This window comes from Mesorhizobium sp. M0195 (assembly GCF_040322115.1).
GTDB lineage: Bacteria > Pseudomonadota > Alphaproteobacteria > Rhizobiales > Rhizobiaceae > Mesorhizobium.
In genome coordinates this window covers 19,429-37,630 of the sequence record NZ_JAMYSV010000003.1, presented here as the reverse complement: position 1 = coordinate 37,630, position 18,202 = coordinate 19,429, and the positions used below count along the sequence as shown (strand labels likewise).

Annotated in this window: 14 protein-coding genes and 1 tRNA gene; 9 read left to right on the top strand and 6 right to left on the bottom strand. The window is 62.7% G+C overall.

Annotated elements, in window-relative coordinates:
• Positions 1 to 969, top strand: coding sequence for an ABC transporter permease subunit (locus NKJ12_RS08370; protein WP_352688461.1), 969 nt, complete (start codon positions 1 to 3; stop codon positions 967 to 969).
• Positions 966 to 1,784 (top strand): ABC transporter permease, encoded by an 819-nt coding sequence (locus NKJ12_RS08365; protein WP_254819294.1) that lies wholly within the window; start codon positions 966 to 968, stop codon positions 1,782 to 1,784. Before NKJ12_RS08370 ends, NKJ12_RS08365 begins: the two co-directional genes overlap by 4 nt.
• A gap of 12 nt (positions 1,785 to 1,796) precedes the next feature.
• Here NKJ12_RS08365 and NKJ12_RS08360 read toward each other — a convergent pair whose 3' ends face one another.
• Positions 1,797 to 3,647, bottom strand: coding sequence for an AsmA family protein (locus tag NKJ12_RS08360; RefSeq protein ID WP_352702134.1), 1,851 nt, complete (start codon positions 3,645 to 3,647; stop codon positions 1,797 to 1,799).
• 183 nt (positions 3,648 to 3,830) lie between these two features.
• On the opposite strand from NKJ12_RS08360, the gene NKJ12_RS08355 reads away from it, so the two are divergent.
• Entirely contained in the window at positions 3,831 to 5,789 is a 1,959-nt protein-coding gene (locus tag NKJ12_RS08355; protein ID WP_352702132.1) for an acetoacetate--CoA ligase, read from the top strand.
• Between the two features lie 278 nt (positions 5,790 to 6,067).
• Here NKJ12_RS08355 and NKJ12_RS08350 read toward each other — a convergent pair whose 3' ends face one another.
• Positions 6,068 to 9,814 (bottom strand): PAS domain S-box protein, encoded by a 3,747-nt coding sequence (locus NKJ12_RS08350; protein ID WP_352702130.1) that lies wholly within the window; start codon positions 9,812 to 9,814, stop codon positions 6,068 to 6,070.
• A 252-nt stretch (positions 9,815 to 10,066) separates the two neighbouring features.
• Between NKJ12_RS08350 and NKJ12_RS08345 the strand changes: the two genes are divergently transcribed.
• Together NKJ12_RS08345 and NKJ12_RS08340 are read left to right on the top strand one after the other, a co-directional pair.
• Positions 10,067 to 10,525, top strand: coding sequence for a phasin (locus NKJ12_RS08345; protein WP_254819298.1), 459 nt, complete (start codon positions 10,067 to 10,069; stop codon positions 10,523 to 10,525).
• Positions 10,526 to 10,863: 338 nt separating this feature from the next.
• Positions 10,864 to 10,940, top strand: a tRNA-His gene (locus NKJ12_RS08340).
• Positions 10,941 to 11,003: 63 nt separating this feature from the next.
• Here the strand turns inward: NKJ12_RS08340 and NKJ12_RS08335 are convergent.
• On the bottom strand, positions 11,004 to 11,912 hold the full coding sequence (locus NKJ12_RS08335) for a LysR family transcriptional regulator (protein WP_352644190.1): 909 nt from the start codon (positions 11,910 to 11,912) through the stop codon (positions 11,004 to 11,006).
• Positions 11,913 to 12,048: 136 nt separating this feature from the next.
• Here NKJ12_RS08335 and NKJ12_RS08330 point away from each other — a divergent pair, with 136 nt between their 5' ends.
• The 4 genes from NKJ12_RS08330 to NKJ12_RS08315 all read left to right on the top strand — a co-directional run bounded on the left by NKJ12_RS08330 (position 12,049) and on the right by NKJ12_RS08315 (position 14,727).
• Positions 12,049 to 12,801, top strand: coding sequence for an SDR family NAD(P)-dependent oxidoreductase (locus NKJ12_RS08330; RefSeq protein WP_352702128.1), 753 nt, complete (start codon positions 12,049 to 12,051; stop codon positions 12,799 to 12,801).
• 91 nt (positions 12,802 to 12,892) lie between these two features.
• Entirely contained in the window at positions 12,893 to 13,621 is a 729-nt protein-coding gene (locus NKJ12_RS08325) for an SDR family oxidoreductase (RefSeq protein WP_352702126.1), read from the top strand.
• A complete protein-coding gene (locus tag NKJ12_RS08320; protein WP_352702124.1) occupies positions 13,621 to 13,962 on the top strand; it encodes an Atu4866 domain-containing protein in 342 nt (113 codons plus the stop codon). Before NKJ12_RS08325 ends, NKJ12_RS08320 begins: the two co-directional genes overlap by 1 nt.
• Before the next feature lie 510 nt (positions 13,963 to 14,472).
• Positions 14,473 to 14,727, top strand: coding sequence for a hypothetical protein (locus tag NKJ12_RS08315; RefSeq protein WP_352475839.1), 255 nt, complete (start codon positions 14,473 to 14,475; stop codon positions 14,725 to 14,727).
• A gap of 113 nt (positions 14,728 to 14,840) precedes the next feature.
• On the opposite strand, the gene NKJ12_RS08310 is transcribed toward NKJ12_RS08315, so the two are convergent.
• The 3 genes from NKJ12_RS08310 to xseA all read right to left on the bottom strand — a co-directional run bounded on the left by NKJ12_RS08310 (position 14,841) and on the right by xseA (position 18,193).
• Positions 14,841 to 15,323: an ankyrin repeat domain-containing protein gene (locus tag NKJ12_RS08310; protein WP_352475838.1), complete on the bottom strand. Its 483-nt coding sequence runs from the start codon at positions 15,321 to 15,323 to the stop codon at positions 14,841 to 14,843.
• A gap of 137 nt (positions 15,324 to 15,460) precedes the next feature.
• On the bottom strand, positions 15,461 to 16,597 hold the full coding sequence (locus NKJ12_RS08305; RefSeq protein ID WP_352702122.1) for a DmpA family aminopeptidase: 1,137 nt from the start codon (positions 16,595 to 16,597) through the stop codon (positions 15,461 to 15,463).
• 30 nt (positions 16,598 to 16,627) lie between these two features.
• Complete coding sequence (gene xseA / locus NKJ12_RS08300) at positions 16,628 to 18,193, bottom strand: exodeoxyribonuclease VII large subunit (RefSeq protein WP_352702120.1); 1,566 nt, start codon at positions 18,191 to 18,193, stop codon at positions 16,628 to 16,630.
• Positions 18,194 to 18,202: the final 9 nt, after the last annotated feature.

The window sequence follows — 18,202 nt, the reverse complement described above, 5'->3', positions numbered from 1 at the left end:
ATGTCCGCTGTCACCGCCGCAACAAGCTCTCCGGCAAATGCTGCCGGCAAATCCGCCTCGGCCAGGCTGAGCGCGGCTTTCGTTAGCCGTCTCGTCATTATCGTCCCCTATCTCTGGCTGCTGTTCTTCTTTCTTGTCCCCTTCATCATCGTCTTCAAGATTTCGCTGTCGCAGACGGCGATCGCCATGCCGCCCTATACTCCGGTGCTCGATTTCCGCGGCGGCATTTCCGGGTTCATCTCGGGGGTTGGCGCGCTCAATTTCGACAACTACACGTGGCTGACGAAGGATGCGCTCTACTTCAACGCCTATGTGACGAGCGTCGTCGTCGCCGCCATCTCGACGGTCCTGACATTGCTTGTCGGCTATCCCATTGCCTATGGCATGGCGCGCGCTCCGGCGACGATCCGCCCGACCTTGCTGATGCTGGTGATCCTGCCGTTCTGGACCTCGTTCCTGATCCGTGTCTATGCCTGGATCGGCATCCTCAAGCCCGAGGGCCTGCTCAACCAGCTGCTGCTCGCCAGCGGCATCATCAGCCAGCCGCTGATCATCCTCAACACCTATACGGCTATCTTCATCGGTATCGTCTACTCCTATCTGCCGTTCATGGTGCTGCCGCTCTATTCGTCGTTGGAGAAGATGGACCATACGCTGATCGAGGCGGCGAAGGATCTCGGGTGCCCGCCGACCAGCGCCTTCTGGAAGATCACCTTTCCGCTGTCGCTGCCCGGCGTCATCGCCGGCTGCCTCCTGGTGTTCATTCCCGCCGTCGGTGAGTTCGTCATTCCCGACCTGCTCGGCGGCTCGCAGACGCTGATGATCGGCAGGACGCTGTGGAACGAGTTCTTCGCCAACCGTGACTGGCCCGTGTCGTCCGCCGTTGCCGTCATCCTGCTGCTGCTGCTGATCGTGCCGATCATGATTTTCCAGCGGGCCCAGGCGCGTGCTCAGGAGCAGGACCAATGAACGCCACCTGGAGCCGCTTCAACGTCATTTCGATCGTGCTCGGCTTTGCCTTTCTTTACCTGCCGATCGTCTTGCTCGTCGTGTTCTCTTTCAACGAGTCGAAGCTGGTCACCGTCTGGGGCGGCTTCTCGACGAAATGGTACGTCTCGCTGTTCCACAACCGGGGCCTGATGGACGCCACCTGGGTGACGGCCCGGGTCGGCGTCATCTCGGCAACCGTGGCGACCGTGCTCGGCACGCTGGCGGCGCTCACCTTGACACGCTACACGCGCTTTCGCGGCCGGCTTCTGTTTTCGGGCATGGTGTTTGCGCCGCTGGTCATGCCCGAAGTCATCACCGGCCTGTCGCTGCTGCTGCTCTTCGTCGCCGTCGGCCTCGACCGCGGCTTTCTGACGGTGACGCTTGCCCACACCACGCTGACCATGTGCTTCGTCGCGGTGGTGGTGCAGTCGCGCCTGATCACCTTCGATCGTTCACTGGAAGAAGCCGCGATGGACCTCGGTGCACCGCCGGTAAGGACCTTCTTCCAGATCACGCTGCCGGTCATCATGCCGGCGATCGTCTCCGGCTGGATGCTGGCCTTCACGCTCTCGCTCGACGACCTGGTTATTGCCAGCTTCACCTCGGGTCCCGGCGCCACGACACTGCCGATGAAGATCTACAGCCAAGTTCGCCTCGGCGTCACGCCGGAAATCAACGCCGCCTGCACCATCCTGATCGCCGTTGTCGCCGTCGGTGTGATCATCGCTTCGCTTGTCAACAAGAGCCGCGAAGTGCAGCGCCAGCGCGACGAGCAGGCCGCGCAGCGCGGTTGAAGCTGCTGCTGCTTACTCTCCCGAAACGCCGCGGCTTATCGGCGAGATGAACGGCGTGCTCCACGTGCCGCCGACGAAGAACGACGACTGATTGGGTCCCTGGCCGTTCGTCTGCGTGGCAGCCTGGCTCGGCCGGACGATGCCGCCGGACAGTGCCAGCCCGCGTCCGGCATAGGATGCAATGCCGGAAAGCCAGATCTTGTATTGCGCGGAATTCACCTCGGCCTTGTCGATGCGCGCGACGCCGTTCGAAATGCTCGCCTTGAGCTCGGCCCCGTCAATCGGCAGCGTTCCGTCCGAGACGTCGTCCAGCGCGAAGAATCCGCCCTGTTCGGTGTGCTTGAGGAACGCCGGCAGGTTAAGCCGGCTCAGCGCACCCGCGCCGAACGTCGCGGACAGCGAGCCATTGGCGTTTTCGAAAATCGAGTCCCAGGTTCTGCCAGGCCCCTTGAGGATGACCGAAACGGTTCCAGTGCCGATCGGCACCAGCCGCTTCATCCCGGCCGCGGTGCCGAAAGCGCCGCCGTCGATATCGGAAGCAAGCAGCCGGATCTCGACTTCCGTGCCTGCGGGCTTGCGGTCGAAACGGACGCTGCTCTGGACGTTGCCGCCGAAGGCGGATGCATCCGATATGTCGAAGACGGCAAGGCCGTTCTTGACCTGGGCGGTGGCGGCGACGTCGGCAAGCTGGATGGCGCCGGCCGTGGCATGCGCCGCCGACAGCCTGAGATCGAGATTGATCCGGTCGGCGAAGCTCGTATCGATTTCGCCCGGATCGGTGCCGCCGGCGGATGGCACCGGGGCAAAGGCGGAGAGAAATGATCTGAGGTCGAGCGTATCGAAGGCAAGTGTGCCGGAGATCACCGGCAATGCCTCGCCGTAGGTGAAGTCCAGCGCGCCCATTCCGGGGTTGTTGTCGAGGGTCAGGGCGGTGTTTTCGAATTTGACGCGCCCGGCCGTCGCCGTGATCTTGCTTGAAACCGAGATCGAGCCGATTGCCGCACCGGGCGCGATGCCGGCCTGCGACCATTCGAGCACGCGTCGGAGCGAAGGTGCGGCGAATTTTGCCTGGCCGTCGAAATAGCCGTTTTCCGACATGCTGGCGCGGCCGTCGAACGAAAAACTGGCCGGCGCCGCCTTGAAGGAAAACGTGGCCGGTGCTGTGCCGCCACCAAACAACACAAGCGGGTTCGGCGATGCGGCGTCGATGGCAACACTTTCGCCGCGCCATATCCCGGTCGCCGACAGCGTCGCATTGCTGTTCATCGCGGCCCAGTTCGCCTGGCCGCTCAGGCTGCTCAATATCTCCTGGTCCTTGCCGCCAATGGCAGCCACCACGCGGCCGTCCCTGAACTCGACTGTGCCGAACGGATCTGTCGGCAGCTTGCCGAGATCCGGCTTGGCGGGATTTGTGTTGATCACCGCGCGGGCAGCATCGATCGAACGCGTAATGCGCCCGCCGCTGGGAATCGCAGGCAGGAAAAACCCGCTCGCGGTACGCTGAACCCGGATCGTCGGTCGTACCATCCGCGCCGTCGAAAACACCACGTCGCCACGCAGCGCCGCCATCGCCGAGAGGTCGACCTCGACCCGTTCGGCTTCGACCACGGGCGGCGCATCCGTCTCTGTCCATTGCGACAGCGTCACGTCGCTCAGGATCGCCCGGAAATTCGGCCAGACTTCGATGCGCGGCGCGCCGTCGATGGTGACCCGGAAACCGCTCCAGGCGCTCATTTCCCATGCGATGCGGTCGCGCACGATGCGGGTCGAGGCGATCAGCGGCAAGGCTGCGACGACCAGCGCGATGACGATGACGGCTGCGCCGATCGCCCATATTCCGCGTCGGATCAAAGGTGATGGCATATCGCCCTGTATGCTTCCATTCCGACAAAATCGCCCGACGGGTGTAACCGACGGCTGACGCATTTCAAGTCTTTATGGCCCGGCGATGGCATTTGCGCACACCCTGACCGGCGCGGTCCAACAAAATCTTGCTCTGCTGCATCGCGATATTGCATAAGCGATGCAGCCTGCGGAGGAACAATGATGGCTGACGACGCACCGCTCTGGATCCCGACGCAAGAGCAGATCGACGCGGCGCCGATGACCGCCTTCATGAACGCCGCGGCGAGCATGGCCGGCGAGGCTTTCTCCTCCTATGCCGACCTGCATCGCTGGTCGATCGATGACCGTGAGACCTTCTGGAGCCTGGTCTGGGACTTTTGTGGCATCGTCGGCGACAAGGGCGAACGCGTGCTGATCGATGGCGACAAGATGCCCGGCGCGACCTTCTTCCCTGATGCGAAGCTGAACTTCGCCGAGAATCTCCTCAAGAAAACCGGGCTTGGCGACGCAATCGTTTTTCGCGGCGAGGACAAGGTCGAGCGGCGGCTGTCCTGGAACGAGCTGCATGCGCTGACCTCGCGCCTGCAGCAGCTTTTCCTGTCGCTCAAGGTGAAGAAGGGCGACCGCATCGCCGCGATGATGCCCAACATGCCGGAGACCGTTGCTGCGATGCTGGCGGCCGCCTCGATCGGCGCCGTCTGGTCGTCCTGCTCCCCAGATTTTGGTGAGCAGGGCGTTCTCGACCGGTTCGGCCAGATCGAGCCGGTCATATTCATCGCGCCGGACGGCTACTGGTACAATGGCAAGGCGATCGAAGTCGCCGACAAGGTCGCGGCCGTGGCGGGCAAGCTCGCCACCGTCCGCAAGGTCCTCATTGTCGACTATCTCGGCACCTCGCTCGACGTCGCCGCGACCATCGGCAAGGCGGCCGCGCTGGAAGAGGCGCTGTCACCCTTTGCCGCCAGGTCTGTCAGCTGCGAGGGGTTGCCGTTTTCGCATCCGCTGTACATCCTGTTTTCGTCGGGCACGACCGGCATCCCCAAATGCATTGTCCATTCGGCCGGCGGAACGCTGATCCAGCACGTCAAGGAAGAACGGCTGCATGCCGGCCTGCTCGACGGCGACCGCTTCTTCTATTTCACCACCTGCGGCTGGATGATGTGGAACTGGCTGGTGTCGGGCCTGGCGTCGGGTGCCACCTTGCTGCTCTACGACGGCTCGCCCTTTTACCGGGACGGCAATGCACTGTTCGACTTCGCCGATGCCGAGAAGATGACGTATTTCGGCACCTCGGCCAAATTCATAGATTCCGTGCGCAAGGCCGGCCTCAAGCCGATCCGCACGCATGATCTTTCCAGCGTGCGCACCATCTCCTCGACCGGCTCGCCGCTATCGCCGGAAGATTTCCGCTTCGTCTACGAAGGCATCAAGAAGGACGTGCATCTGGCTTCGATTTCCGGCGGCACCGATATCGTCTCCTGCTTCGTGCTCGGCGTGCCGATCGAACCGGTATGGACCGGCGAGATCCAGGGGCCCGGGCTCGGTCTTGCCGTCGATGTCTGGGACGATGACGGCCGGCCGCTCCGCCAGGAGAAGGGCGAGCTCGTCTGCACCAAGGCGTTTCCCGCGATGCCGCTCGGCTTCTGGAACGACCCTGACGGCAGGAAATACCGAGCCGCCTATTTCGAACGTTTCGACAATGTCTGGTGCCACGGCGATTTCGCCGAATGGACCGCCCATGGCGGCCTGATCATCCATGGCCGTTCCGACGCCACGCTCAATCCGGGCGGTGTCAGGATCGGCACGGCGGAGATCTACAATCAGGTCGAGCAAATGCCGGAAATTCTCGAAGCACTATGCATCGGCCAGGATTTCGACAATGACGTTCGCGTCGTACTGTTCGTGCGGCTGGCGGCAGGCGTCGAGCTCGATGCCGAGCTGGAAAAACGCATCCGCGCGAAAATCCGCATCGGGGCGAGCCCGCGCCACGTGCCGGCCAAGATCGTCGCCGTCAGCGATATTCCGCGCACCAAATCGGGCAAGATCACCGAGCTCGCGGTACGCGACATGGTGCATGGCCGCGCCATCAAGAACAAGGAAGCGCTCGCCAATCCCGAAGCGCTCGAGCTGTTCCGCAACCTGCCGCAGCTTGCCGACTGACCCGGGCCCAAGGGAGCTGTTTTGAGGTCTCCGGTATCGTTAACGAATTATCTCTTCGGAATTTACCTAGATTTCATGAGTGGTACACATTGGTAAATTTTCCGGCGTGCCGGTAAGGATTTGTTAAGGCCCCGCATCGATAGTCGTGCGTAACTTGAGGGAGAAATCCCGTTCCTCTTAGCCCCGAGAGGATCTGATTCGCTCAAGCCCCGTTGTGACAGCAATTCCAATTTCTCAAGGCGTCCTGTTGGACGCCTTTTTTCTTTGTGCAACCATAGCTAACCGGCCAGCACACGGGTCGAGGGAAAGGCGACTTCGACCAGGGTTCCCTCGCCGGGCGTCGAGTTGATGGTGAACCGGGCCCGGTTCGCTTCGACCATCGCCTTGGTCAGCGGCAGCCCGAGACCGGTGCCGTCGCCGCGGCCGCGCTTCAGCGCATTGATCTGCTTGAACGGCTTCAGCGCCTGCTCGATCTCGGACGGACTCATGCCGATGCCGGTATCGCGCACGCGCATGACGACATCGCCGGAGAGCTCGTAGGCCGTCGACACGATCACCTGGCCGCCGGCCTGCGTGTAGCGGACGGCGTTCGACAGGATGTTGAGCGCGATCTGCCGAACGCTGCGCAGATCGGCCACCACTTCCGGCAGCCGTGAGGCGAAGCTGGAGCGGATGATGACGCGTTCCCGGTTGGCTTGCGGCTGCATCATCGCCACGGTTTCGGCCAGCGTGTCGTTAAGCGACACCGCCTCATAGGCCATCTCCTGCTGGCCGGCCTCGATTTTCGAAATGTCGAGCAGGTCGTTGACCAGATCGAGCACGTGGTTGCCCGAACGGTTGATGTCGCGCAGATAGTCACGATAGCGGTCATTGGCCACCGGCCCGAATTTCTCGTCGACCATCAGCTCGGAAAAGCCGATGATGGCGTTGAGCGGCGTGCGGATCTCGTGGCTGATGCGGGCCAGAAAATCGGTCTTCTGCGACGAGGCGCGTTCGGCGACCGCGCGCGCCTGGGTCAAGTCCTCTTCGGCCCGCTTCCACTGGGTGATATCGCGCACCACCGCACAGAAGCCGCTGTCGTTGGGCAGCCTGCCGATGGTCATGAATAGCGGAATGAAACGCCCCTGCGCCTCGCGCCCGATCACCTCGCGGCCATCGTTCATCACGCTTGCAACGCCGGGCTCCGACAACCCATCGAGATAGTCACGCGCCGCGCGCTGGCTTTCGATCGCAAACAGCGAGACGAACGGCTTGCCGGTCACCTCGTCGCTATCGAAGCCGAACAGCGCTTCCGCCGGACGGCTAATTGAACGGATCGTTCCGTTACGGCCGATCAGCACGACGCCGTCGGTGGCGGTGTCGATGATGGTGCGCATTTCGGCAATGCGCGCCTTGAGCTCGGAAACATCCGGCTGCGTTTGGTCGTCGGCAGCGCCATGCGGAATCGCTGCTGCTTCGTCGTCGCCGGAACGGCGTACGACCAGCATCAGCGCCTTGCCGTTTGCCCAGGGGACGGAACGCAAAATTGCGTCGATCGGAAACTCCTGACCGTCGCGCGTCTTCAGCCGCAATGCGCGGTCGCCGCCCTCCGAACTGCCGTCGTCGGCATAAGGGTCGGCAAACAGCGCGCCGAGCCCGCCGGCCTCGTCCAGGGCGTTGAGCGTCGCATAGCCTGTCAAGCCGAGGAATTCGTCGTTCGCGTAGTGCAGTTGATCGCCGGAATGGATAAGCACCGGCACCGGCAGCTTGCCGAGGATCGAGGTATCCGGCCCCTTGTTGTCCGCTCCGGCAAACGCCGACGGCACGAAGCCGCCGAGTTTGAGCGGTGGTGCCTGCGGCCGCTCGACGGGCGGCACCTGGCCGGCAGCGTCGGCTGCGCTGTCCTCGGACCAATCCTCGCTGTCCTCGGCGTCACGGAAATCTTCGGCCGTCATGCTATCGTCGTCGCCATCCCGCGGCGCTTCGGCGACGATCGTTCGACCGTCCGTGCTGGGCTCGTCGCCTTCCTGCGCTTCATCGCTGGGTTCGCGGTTGGCATAGTCGAGCAGCGATCCGGAAACAGGGCGAGTGACGGGTTCGCCGGCTTGCGCCTCTGCTACAGCCTCATATGGCTGCTCGCCGTCGAGCCGGGCGAGGTCCTTCTGGTCCTCGGCATCGGCCTCGGGCGGTTCGGCGGCAGCCGCCCCGCTTTCCGGACCTGGTTCCGGCATCTCACCCTTGTCCGTCGGGCCGGCTTCTTTCAGCTTTGGCTCGTCGGCATTGCCGGCAGCCTCGACTTTCTCAGCCGGCTTCTGCTTTCCGGCGCTGGGCTGTTCTTCGGCCGGGGTGCTGTCCTTCTTGAGACGCTCGCCAATCTCGCGAAACGCGCTGCGTTCCAGCGTCGACAGGCCCTTGTCGTTGGCCGGCTGCCGGTGCTCGGCCAGCCGGATCACCTTGTCGGCAAAGCGCCGCTCGGGCTTTGGCACGATGGTCAACGCCGGCACTTCGCCCCTGAACGGATCGGCGGGTTTCGGTGTCGCCGGGGCAGGTTCGACGGCTTCCGGCCCGACGCTCGCGGCGGGCTTTTCCTCGGCGACAAGGGCCATGCCGACGGCATCCGGATCGACCACCGCATCGCCGCTCCTGGCGACACCGAAACCGCGAAAACCTTCGAAAACCCGGCTGCGGCTGTAAACCGGGAGCGCCGCCAGATCGACGGGTATCTTCAGATCGGTGCCGGCGACCGGCCACAGCACGGAGCGCCCGGACCAGGTGTCGCGCCGTTCGAGCAGGCCGGCAATCTCGCCAGAAGCATCAAGGCCATAGGCGGCCGAAACATCCTCGAAGCGGCGGCCGATCACGTCGGCGGCAGGCCTGCCGACAAGCTCGGCAAATTCCGGCGACAGGGCGCTGAACCGGCCCTCCGCGTCGGTACGCCAGACGAAACGCATGGGCGCGGCGGTGCGATCGATCGCCGAAGCGCGGCGTTCGGCCGGGGAGGCGGCTTTGGTGGCTTTTGCGGCGCTTTCCGGCGAAGTATCCGCGCCGGCCTGCGAAGCGTCCGGGCTGTTCTCGGCTTTGCCGGACGCAGCTGCCCCGGGCGGGACCTGCGCGTCGTCGCCGGCATTGAAGTACCAATGATCATGCTGCGTCGGCGTTTCGCCAACCGTGTGTTGATTGTCAGCCGCGTCGACAGCTTCGTGCTCCGCCGATGCTGAGGTGCCTTCCATCGCTGCAAGGTTGATCTCCGCCGCGCCCATCCTGGCGATTGGCGGCTCGTTGTCTTGGCCCGTCGGCTGGGGAAGATCGCCACCGCTCGGTGCCGCTGCTGCTTCGCTGCCGGTTTCCCCCCCGGCGCGCTCGCCATCAGGGGCCCCGCCGTCGAGCCGGTCCTCGTCGATCACCACCAGCAGATGCCGCTCGTCCGTCAGCCGGGCAAGGCCCGCCGGATAGGAGCTGGATCCACCCGGGACCAGGCGCTTGACGATGCGGTCGCTCTCGTTCGCCACGTCGGCGACAAGCGCGGCCAGCGTCTCAGGCCGGATGCCGAGTGCCGAAAAGCCGTCCGATGCGGCGTCGATATTGCCCTTGGCGTCGACAAAGGCGATGTAGTGGCCGTCTTCCGTAAAACCACCGATGGCGCGATCGGCGATCTCGGCCGCACTGCGCGAGCCGGTCTGCGCCGCCGGCAGCGCCAGCATGATTGCTTCCTCTCCATCGGGCATGGTCACTGCGCTGGCCAGGAAGCCGACCGCGCGGCTGGTCAGGCCGGTCGCCAGCCGAACCGTGATGGCACGGTCGCGGCCGATCTGCGGAAAACCGCTGGTTGCCATGATCTGGCGCCTGGCGATCAGCGGCAAACCTGCCGAGGCGCCGATGATCGCGCCGATGTCGGGATAGCCGAATACCGCTGCGCCGGGGCCGTTGGCCCAGATCACCTGCTCGAGATCTGCCGACAGAATAGCGATCGCGTCGCCTGCGGCGAAGCGCAGGCGGACCGCGTCGAGCACGGCGACATCGAGGAAGGAGTAGTTTTCAGCCGGCATGCGTTTGGCGACCCTCACAGAGCGGGCAATTTGCGGTTAACGCTTTGTTAATAAAAGCCGACGGCGCGAAGGTCCACAAGTCATAGCGTGCAACCAATGGAATCTCTAGGCGCGTGGTTAACGCCACGAACAAATAATATATGGTGCGATGCAACAAACATGTTGCAATGCACAAAAATTGCCTTTATATTGCCATGATACATGAACGAGACGGCTTTTCGTCAAAGCCGCTGCCGCTGAAAAGGATGGAAAATGTCCAGGACCAAGACCGCTGAAACGATCGAAAACGTTGAATTCCCGAGCTTCGACGCTTCCAAGGCCACTGACCAGATCCGCGCTTTCGCCGAAAAGGGCGTCGAGCAGTCGAAAGAGGCCTATGCCAAGCTGAAGACCGGGGCCGAGGAGACCCAGAAGGCTCTGGAGTCGACCTACGAGACCGCAAAGTCCGTTTCCAGCGACCTGTCGCTCAAGACCATCGCCGCCCTGCGCGCCAATGCCGAAGCCGGCTTCTCGCATTTCGAAGCGCTGATCGGCGCCAAGTCGCTGTCGGAAGTCGTCGAGTTGCAGACCGCTTTCCTGCGCAAGCGCGTCGAAATGACCGTCGAGCAGGCCAAGGACTTCCAGGCGGTTGCTGCCAAGGCGGCCGAGGACGTATCCAAGCCGATCAAGACCGCCTTCGAGAAGGCCGTGAAAGAAATCAAGATCGCCTAATATTTGCACATAGTCTAACGATGCATCAAAAGGTCGCATTTCGTCAGACAAATAGATGTGCGATATAGTGGTTTAAGTGAATACCCGGCGAGTGGAACCTCCTCCCTCTGCTCACCGGGGTAACCAGCCAGCACCTCCTCCCGCTGGCTCGTAACAGGAAAAGGCCGGCACCTCCTCCCGCCGGCCTTTTCTTTGTCCGGCGGAAAATGACGCGATGCCGGAGCGAGCTTTTGCCTTGCCAAAAGCCTTGAATTAAACTCCGATAGCCCGTATGGACGCATCGCCGAACGACAGAGCGGGTCCCGAACGTTTCATCTCGATCCCGCTCTGGCAAACGTGCCGTTGTAGCTCAGATGGTTAGAGCGCCGGATTGTGGATCCGGAGGTCGCTGGTTCGATCCCAGCCAACGGTACCATCACCTTTCAGCTACACTTCTGACCGGCAAAATACTGCCAAAGCGGTCTTATGACCGGTCGCCTCACCGACGGGCCCGCGCCTGACGCGCGCCGCGCAGGTGGTCCACGAGGGCTCTCAGCTTCGGCGCGACATTCCGTCGGCTGGGGAAATAGAGATAGAAACCAGCAAACGGCGGGAAATAGCCGTCGAGGATTGGTACAAGCTCGCCGCGGTCGATCCAGGGGCGGAATGTATCCGCCATGCCGAACGTGATCCCGGCGCCTGCAACGGCCAGCCGGATCATCAGCCACATGTCGTTGGTCGTGATCTCGGGCGCAACCGCCACGTCGAATTCGCGCCCGTCCTCGCCAAACTCCCACCGATAGGGCGAAACTCCCGGCGCCGGCCGCCAGCCGATACAGCGATGAGCCACAAGCTCGCGCGGATGGGCGGGTGCTCCGAACTTTTCGAGATAGCGCGGGGCGCAGACGGCCATCTGCCGCTGATCGCCCGATACCGGCACGGCGATCATGTCCTGCTCAATCACTTCGCCGAGCCTGACTCCGGCATCATAGCCTTCGGCAACGATGTCGAATTCCTCGTCTGTCACCACGATGTCCAGATGCACCTCGGGAAACGTTTCTGCAAAGGACGCCAGCAACGGTCCTGACAGAAAGGTCTCTGCGATAGACGAAACCGCGATCCGCAGGCGGCCGCGCGGGCGGTCCAGAAACTCCGTGGTGGCTTCGACTGCCGCGTTCACGTCGGCGATCGCCGGTGCGACGCTCGCCAACAGGCGCTCGCCCGCTTCGGTCAGGTTGACGCTGCGTGTCGTGCGCTGCAGCAATGCGATGCCCAGACGCTGTTCAAGCCTGAGGATGCTCTGGCTGACCGCTGAGCGCGTCACGCCCAACCGGTCCGCCGCAGCGCGAAAATTGCGTTCCTCGGCCACCGTGACGAAGACGGCAATTGCATTGAGATCGATGTCCATTGGTTAGCAAGACTTATCTTAGAGGTTAACAATGGGCGGCTTATCGCGACAATGCCCTGGCTCTATCTCTGTCGCAACGGCAAGAAGGCTTGATCCTCCCGATCCAAGCCGAAGCCGACCGATAAGGAGATATCCGATGACATCACTCCCTTCCTCCTGGGACCTGGATGGAAAAGTCGCCCTCGTGACCGGCGCGGCACGCGGCATCGGTCGCTGCACGGCGGAGCTGCTGCGTGCGCGCGGTGCCCGGATCGTGGCAAGCGATCTCAGCGACACCGTACGCGAATTGGAAGCCGAGGACGTGGCAACCCTGGTCGGCGACGTCGCCGCCGAGGATCTGGCCCGACGCTCGGTCGAGCTCGCGGCGAAGCGCTTCGGACGCCTTGACATCGTCGTGAACAATGCCGGTCGCACGCTCAACAAACGTCTGACGGAGACCTCGGTCGACGACTACGACCGCATTCTGCAGATCAACGCGCGCGGCAGCTTCGTCACCGCCCGTGCCGCTGTGGAACTGATGGCCGCCGGTGGTGGCGGCGCGATCGTCAATGTCTCATCGATCTCGGCCGTCGCGGCCTTCGAGACGCAGGCGGCCTATGCCTCCTCCAAGGCGGCTGTCGCACAGCTGACCAAGGTAATCGCGATCGAATATGGGCGAATGGGCATTCGCTGCAACGCCGTTGCCCCTGGCGTGATCGAAACCGACATCATGGAAGGTGTGGTGGACAATGGCCGGGAGATGCTGCGCAGCTTCGGCAACGCGCATCCAATCGGCCGGATCGGCCAGCCGCAAGAAGTTGCCGAGGCCATCGCCTTTCTTGCCTCGCCGGCATCCAGCTTCATCACCGGGGCGTTGCTTCTGGTCGATGGCGGCTACACCGCCCAGTGATCCCCTATAAAGCCGGCGCGCCGCGGGAGCTCATCCGCACGCCATCCCTTCACATCGTGAAATAATCACAAAACCAAAAGGATCGTCTACGATGACCATGAACAAAGTTGTTCTGATCACCGGTGCCTCCAGCGGCATCGGTGCTGGCATCGCCCGCGAACTTGGCGCGGCAGGTGCAAAGCTGATGCTCGGCGCGCGGCGCACCGACCGCCTTGAAGCGCTTGCGGCAGAAATCGAGGCGGCTGGTGGGACGGTTCGCGTGCGAGCGCTCGACGTCACCAAGAGGGCGGACGTCGCGGCATTCGCCGATGCCGCGCGGGCCGAATGGGGCCAGGTCGATGTCATCGTCAACAATGCCGGCGTCATGCCGCTGTCGGCCATGGCAGCCATGAAGGTCGACGAGTGGGAGCTGATGGTGGACGTCAACGTCAAGGGTGTTCTGTACGGCATCGCGGCGGTGCTCCCTGAGATGACGGCACGTGGCTCCGGGCATATCATCAATATCGGTTCCATTGGCGCACTGGCCGTCTCGCCGATGGCTGCCGTCTATTGCGCAACGAAATACGCTGTCCGCGCGATTTCCGATGGGCTCCGCCAGGAGAGTGACGATATCCGGGTAACCTGCATTCATCCCGGCGTGGTGGAAAGCGAGCTGGCGAACACGATCTCCGACGAAGCCGCTGCCGCCGCCATGAAAACCTGGCGTGCTATTGCCCTGCAACCCGATGCCATCGCCAGGGCAGTGCGCTACGCAATCGAACAGCCCGACGATGTCGACGTCAACGAGATCGTCGTTCGTCCGGCGAAGGCGGCGCATTGATGCCATCCACTTTGACCGCGGTGCTTACGGGTATTGCCCTTGCTGTAGCTCCAACCGGCCTGACCCTTCCTTCAACTCCAATTGCAGAGGAACCAATGACGCACCACAATCATCCTTACGTCGGACTTTGGGTCACCGAGGATCGCCATATCAGGCACGAACTCCTGCCGAACGGCCGTTATGACGAAGCGCGCGGTGACCGCGAGAGCGCCTATCAGGGACGCTACGAAGTGCAGGGCAACCACATAGAATACTGGGACGATACGGGCTTCACCGCGGATGGTGAGTTCGTCGAAGGCGTCCTCAATCATGCCGGCATGATCCTTTACCGCCAGCGATAGAGAGCCACCCTGAGACAAGCACTTCAGGGTTCCACAAGACGCTATTGCATGCCTTGCATGAGGCGCTCGGCAGCTTGCACTGCAAGGCCGGTCACACCACATCTCTCCCAGCAAGCGCGGCGGAAAGAAGCAGGACCGCGAGCGGAGTCGACATTGCAAATGGTTGTCACTATATAGCGGCGGCTTTGACGGCTCGCCTTTTACGTCGTGCCAGCGAGAGCGCGGTAAATGTGCTAGCTATTGTGACATCTATTGTGATCTAAAACGGCTTGAAAACCGAAAAAAAGCAAATAGAATCAATAGCGCGGGTCGAACGAGTTTCCTCGAGAGAATCAGTCCTCAAAAACCAGAACGTGCTCCTTGAACCCTCCATTCCCTTCGGCTCTGTGGACCTCGGACAAGTTCGGCTTGCCGTGCGAAGCAGACTCGGCTCGAATGGCAGCACGCATCTTTTCGAAGATACCGACGTTTATGATTACCAATCGGCATAGCCGCTAGGGAAACAGCAGTATGAGTGAACACGCGATCGAGTTCTTGCGCGGGTGGATTGGCGAAAAAGTCCACTGCCAGCCCTCGCCAGCCAGAATCGAGAAGCAGGCCGAGACCCTCGCCAGGGAATGCGCGGCCAAGGCTGCCGAAGCCGGCATACCCCTGGAGGATATTCAGGAAGAGGTCGGCGACATTCAGGAGCTCATTGCTTCGAGGCTCGAAGAGGCGGCCGAGGCCGAGCAGGACGAAAAGAATTCGAACAAGCCCGCCGAGTAATATGCTTAGGAACAGGATGCGACAGTGGCTTGTCGAGATCGAAGTTCCTGGCGCCAGCTATTTGAAGCACAGCATACACCATTAATTGCTTGCTGGGTGAAGCTAGCGGGTTTTCAGCCCAGGAACGCGTTAATGTCGTAATTTCCAATGGTCTTTGCGAGGTCTTGCGGCGAACAGCCAAGCTTGTTTTTCAGTGTCTTATCTGAGCCAGCTGAGAGAAGGAGCTTGATCAACTCGCCACGGCCCCGTGATTCAAACACGGCACGCCACAGGGGCGTGTTTCCATGAATGTCTTGGGAAGAAACATCTGCGCCGCCCTTGACTAGAAGTTCCGCCACCTCGAGCCGATATTCGCGAGCAGCAAAGTGCAGCGGTGTTTCCAGATTCTTGTCCTGCACATTCACCTTCGCTCCACGCTCGATCAGTGCAGCGACGATTGCGGTCTCGCCATCTTTTGACGCATAAAACAACGGCGTCCGGCCTTCGCGATCTAACGCATCGACATCTTTCCCCTCTGAGATGGCCTGGATGACTTCAGCCGAGCTATGTCTCATCACCGCCTTGTGCACGGGTGCGGGACCATCTGGGTTGCTCATACTATGGCTCCGATTGGGCGATGAGTCTTCCAATTGATATTTTTTGGGGTCGTTTATTCGTCGTTGAGCTGCTTTGGGTTAATTCTTCGCGGCTTCCAGGGCCATTCCGTGCCGAAGACGGCGAAGACCGCGAAAGCTTAACCAAGATCTGCAGTGTGATGCGCCCCGAATCTACCTTCGAGCCACCCTTTCGGCAATGCCGGCACGAAATTGCCGTCGCGCCCGATCATGTCTTCATTGGCGACCAAAGCATTGAGGATTGCTTCCTCCACGCTCTGGATGACGGCGTCGAAGAACGGGTTGATGTCGGCATCCGGTATGTAACCGGCGCTGGCCAATTTGCCGGCCGCGCCGCGCGCCGCGTCGGCATTGGCCGTGCTGAACGCCAGAAAAATATCGCCGGACGAATTGTATCCATAGCCGCCGGTCAGCGCGACGCCGAGGGGCACGCGTTTCGCCAGCCGTTTCAACTGGTGCGGCATGAATGGCGCATCGGTGGCGACGATCGCGATGATCGAGCTCTTTTCGGCTCGCGGCGTGTTGTCCCGGATCGCCGGTTCGGCGAGTTCCGCTCCGGCCCTGATGCCACCGATGACGAGGTTTCGCCTTGCACCGAAATTCGACTGGACGAAGCAGCCGATCGTGAAACGCTCTCCGTTCCAGTCGACGCTGCGCGACGATGTGCCGGACCCTGCCTTGAAGCCGAAGGTGATCATGCCTGTGCCGCCGCCGACGCTGCCCTCTTCGATCGGCCCGCTTTCAGCCGTATCGAGCGCGGAAAACACGTGCTCGAAGCTCAGATGATGGCCGTTGATGTCGTTGAGAAAGCCGTCATAAGTCTCGCCCGCCACCGGCAGCGCCCAGGCGCTGTCGAGCGCGTGCGGCAGCACCGTCTGCATCCAGCGCAACGTTGCGTCGCGGCTGACGCCGCAGGAATGCGTGTTGGTGATGGTGATGGGAAGATTGAACGCTCCGAGTTCCTCTATCAGATGCGAACCGGTCAGCTCGCCATTGCCATTGGCGCTGAACACGCCGGCGAACACCGGGACGGCCAACTCGTCTCTGGGCCTTGGCAGGATCGCGGTCACGCCGGTGCGTACCGGACCCTTGCCGACAACGAGCGGCCCGTCCCCTGAGATCAGCGTCGTATAGCCGACCGTCACGCCGGGCACATCGGTGATCGCATTGAAGCGGCCTGGGGTGCCTTCGAATGGGATATCGAGGGCGCGTGCACGCAGTTTGCCCGAGGGCGTCGTAAGATGCGGATCGGTCATTTCTTCCTCAGAAAAGCGCCTTGGTCTTCCTCAGAAAAGCGAGCCTTGGCTGCCCGGCGCCTTGAGCTTGGCTGCCGACTTGGCAATCGCCTTCGGCCGCGCCGTGCCACTGATGGCGACTGCATCGGCGGTGCCGTCGGCGAACTCCAGCGAAAGCGCCATTCCCGACACGACCTCCGCCGAACGCTTGACCACCGCGCCGTCCGCATCCTTGACCAGTGCGAAGCCTCGCGCCAGCACGGCCTTGTGCGACAGCGTCGCCAGCAATCGATCGGCCTGCGTCAGTTTTCCACGCAGACGGTCCAGCCGCCGCGAAATCGCCTGGTCCTGCCGCCGTGTCAGTGCCAGCAGGGCATCGCCTTGCAGTTTCTGCCGTCTGGCGATCGGCGCCGGTGACAGTCTGGCGGCCGTGCGCGAAAACCGTGCCCGACGCTCGCGCACGATGGCGAAGAACGCCGCTTGCGCTCGGGCGAGGTCGCGGCGGGTCAGTGTGCGGGCTTCGTTCATGCGCCGCGACAAGGTCGCCGGTGTCAGACGCTGGCCCAGAAGCCTGGCCCGCTTGCGCTCGACGCTGACCGACAGCGCCCGGCCGAGCCGGCTCGTCGCCTCGTCGAAGCGCCGCCGCGGCAGCGCCAGCAATTGGTCGGGCGAGGGCAGCGCCCGGGCGGCTGCGCGCGCCGCCTGCCGCTTGCGTTCGAAATTGCGCGACAGTGCGGTCTCCAACCGCGCGCCAAGGCCGGCAAGCGTCGCTTCGAGGTCGACTTTGACCGGCACGGCGATCTCGGCGGCGCCTGTCGGCGTCGGCGCCCGCACATCCGCAGCCAGATCGATCAGCGTCCAGTCGGTCTCGTGGCCGACTGCCGAAATCACGGGAATGCTCGAAGCGGCGACGGCCCGGGCGAGCGCTTCGTCGTTGAAGCCCCACAGATCCTCCAGGCTGCCGCCGCCGCGCGCCACGATCAACAGATCGGGCCGCGCGATGGCGCCGTCCCAAGGCAGTGCATTGAAGCCGTTGACGGCAGCGGTCACTTCCGCGCCCGCCGTCTCGCCCTGCACCCGCACCGGCCAGACGAGCACGTGCAGCGGGAACCGGTCCTTGATGCGGTGGATAATATCGCGGATCACCGAACCTGTTGGCGAGGTGACCACGCCGATGACGCGCGGCATGAACGGCAGACGCCGCTTGCGGGCCGCGTCGAACAGCCCTTCGGCCTGCAGCCGGCGCTTGCGCTCGTCCAGCAGCGCCATCAGCGCACCGGCACCGGCCGGCTCGAGATTGTCGATGACGATCTGGTAGTTGGATTTTCCGGGATAGGTGGTGAGCCTGCCGGTGGCGATCACCTCCATGCCTTCCTCGGGACGGAATTTCAGCCGGCTCATCGTGGTCTTCCACACCACGGCATCGAGCCGCGCGCGATCGTCTTTCAGGCAGAAATAGGCATGGCCGGAGGAATGCGGTCCGCGATAGCCGGAAATCTCGCCGCGCACCCGTACATTGCCGAAGACGTCCTCGACCGTGCGCTTCAGCGCGCCGGAAATCTCGCTCACCGTATACTCGGTGGCGTTGGTGCGTGATTCGGGTGCTGCGTCGCTCATCGGCCGATT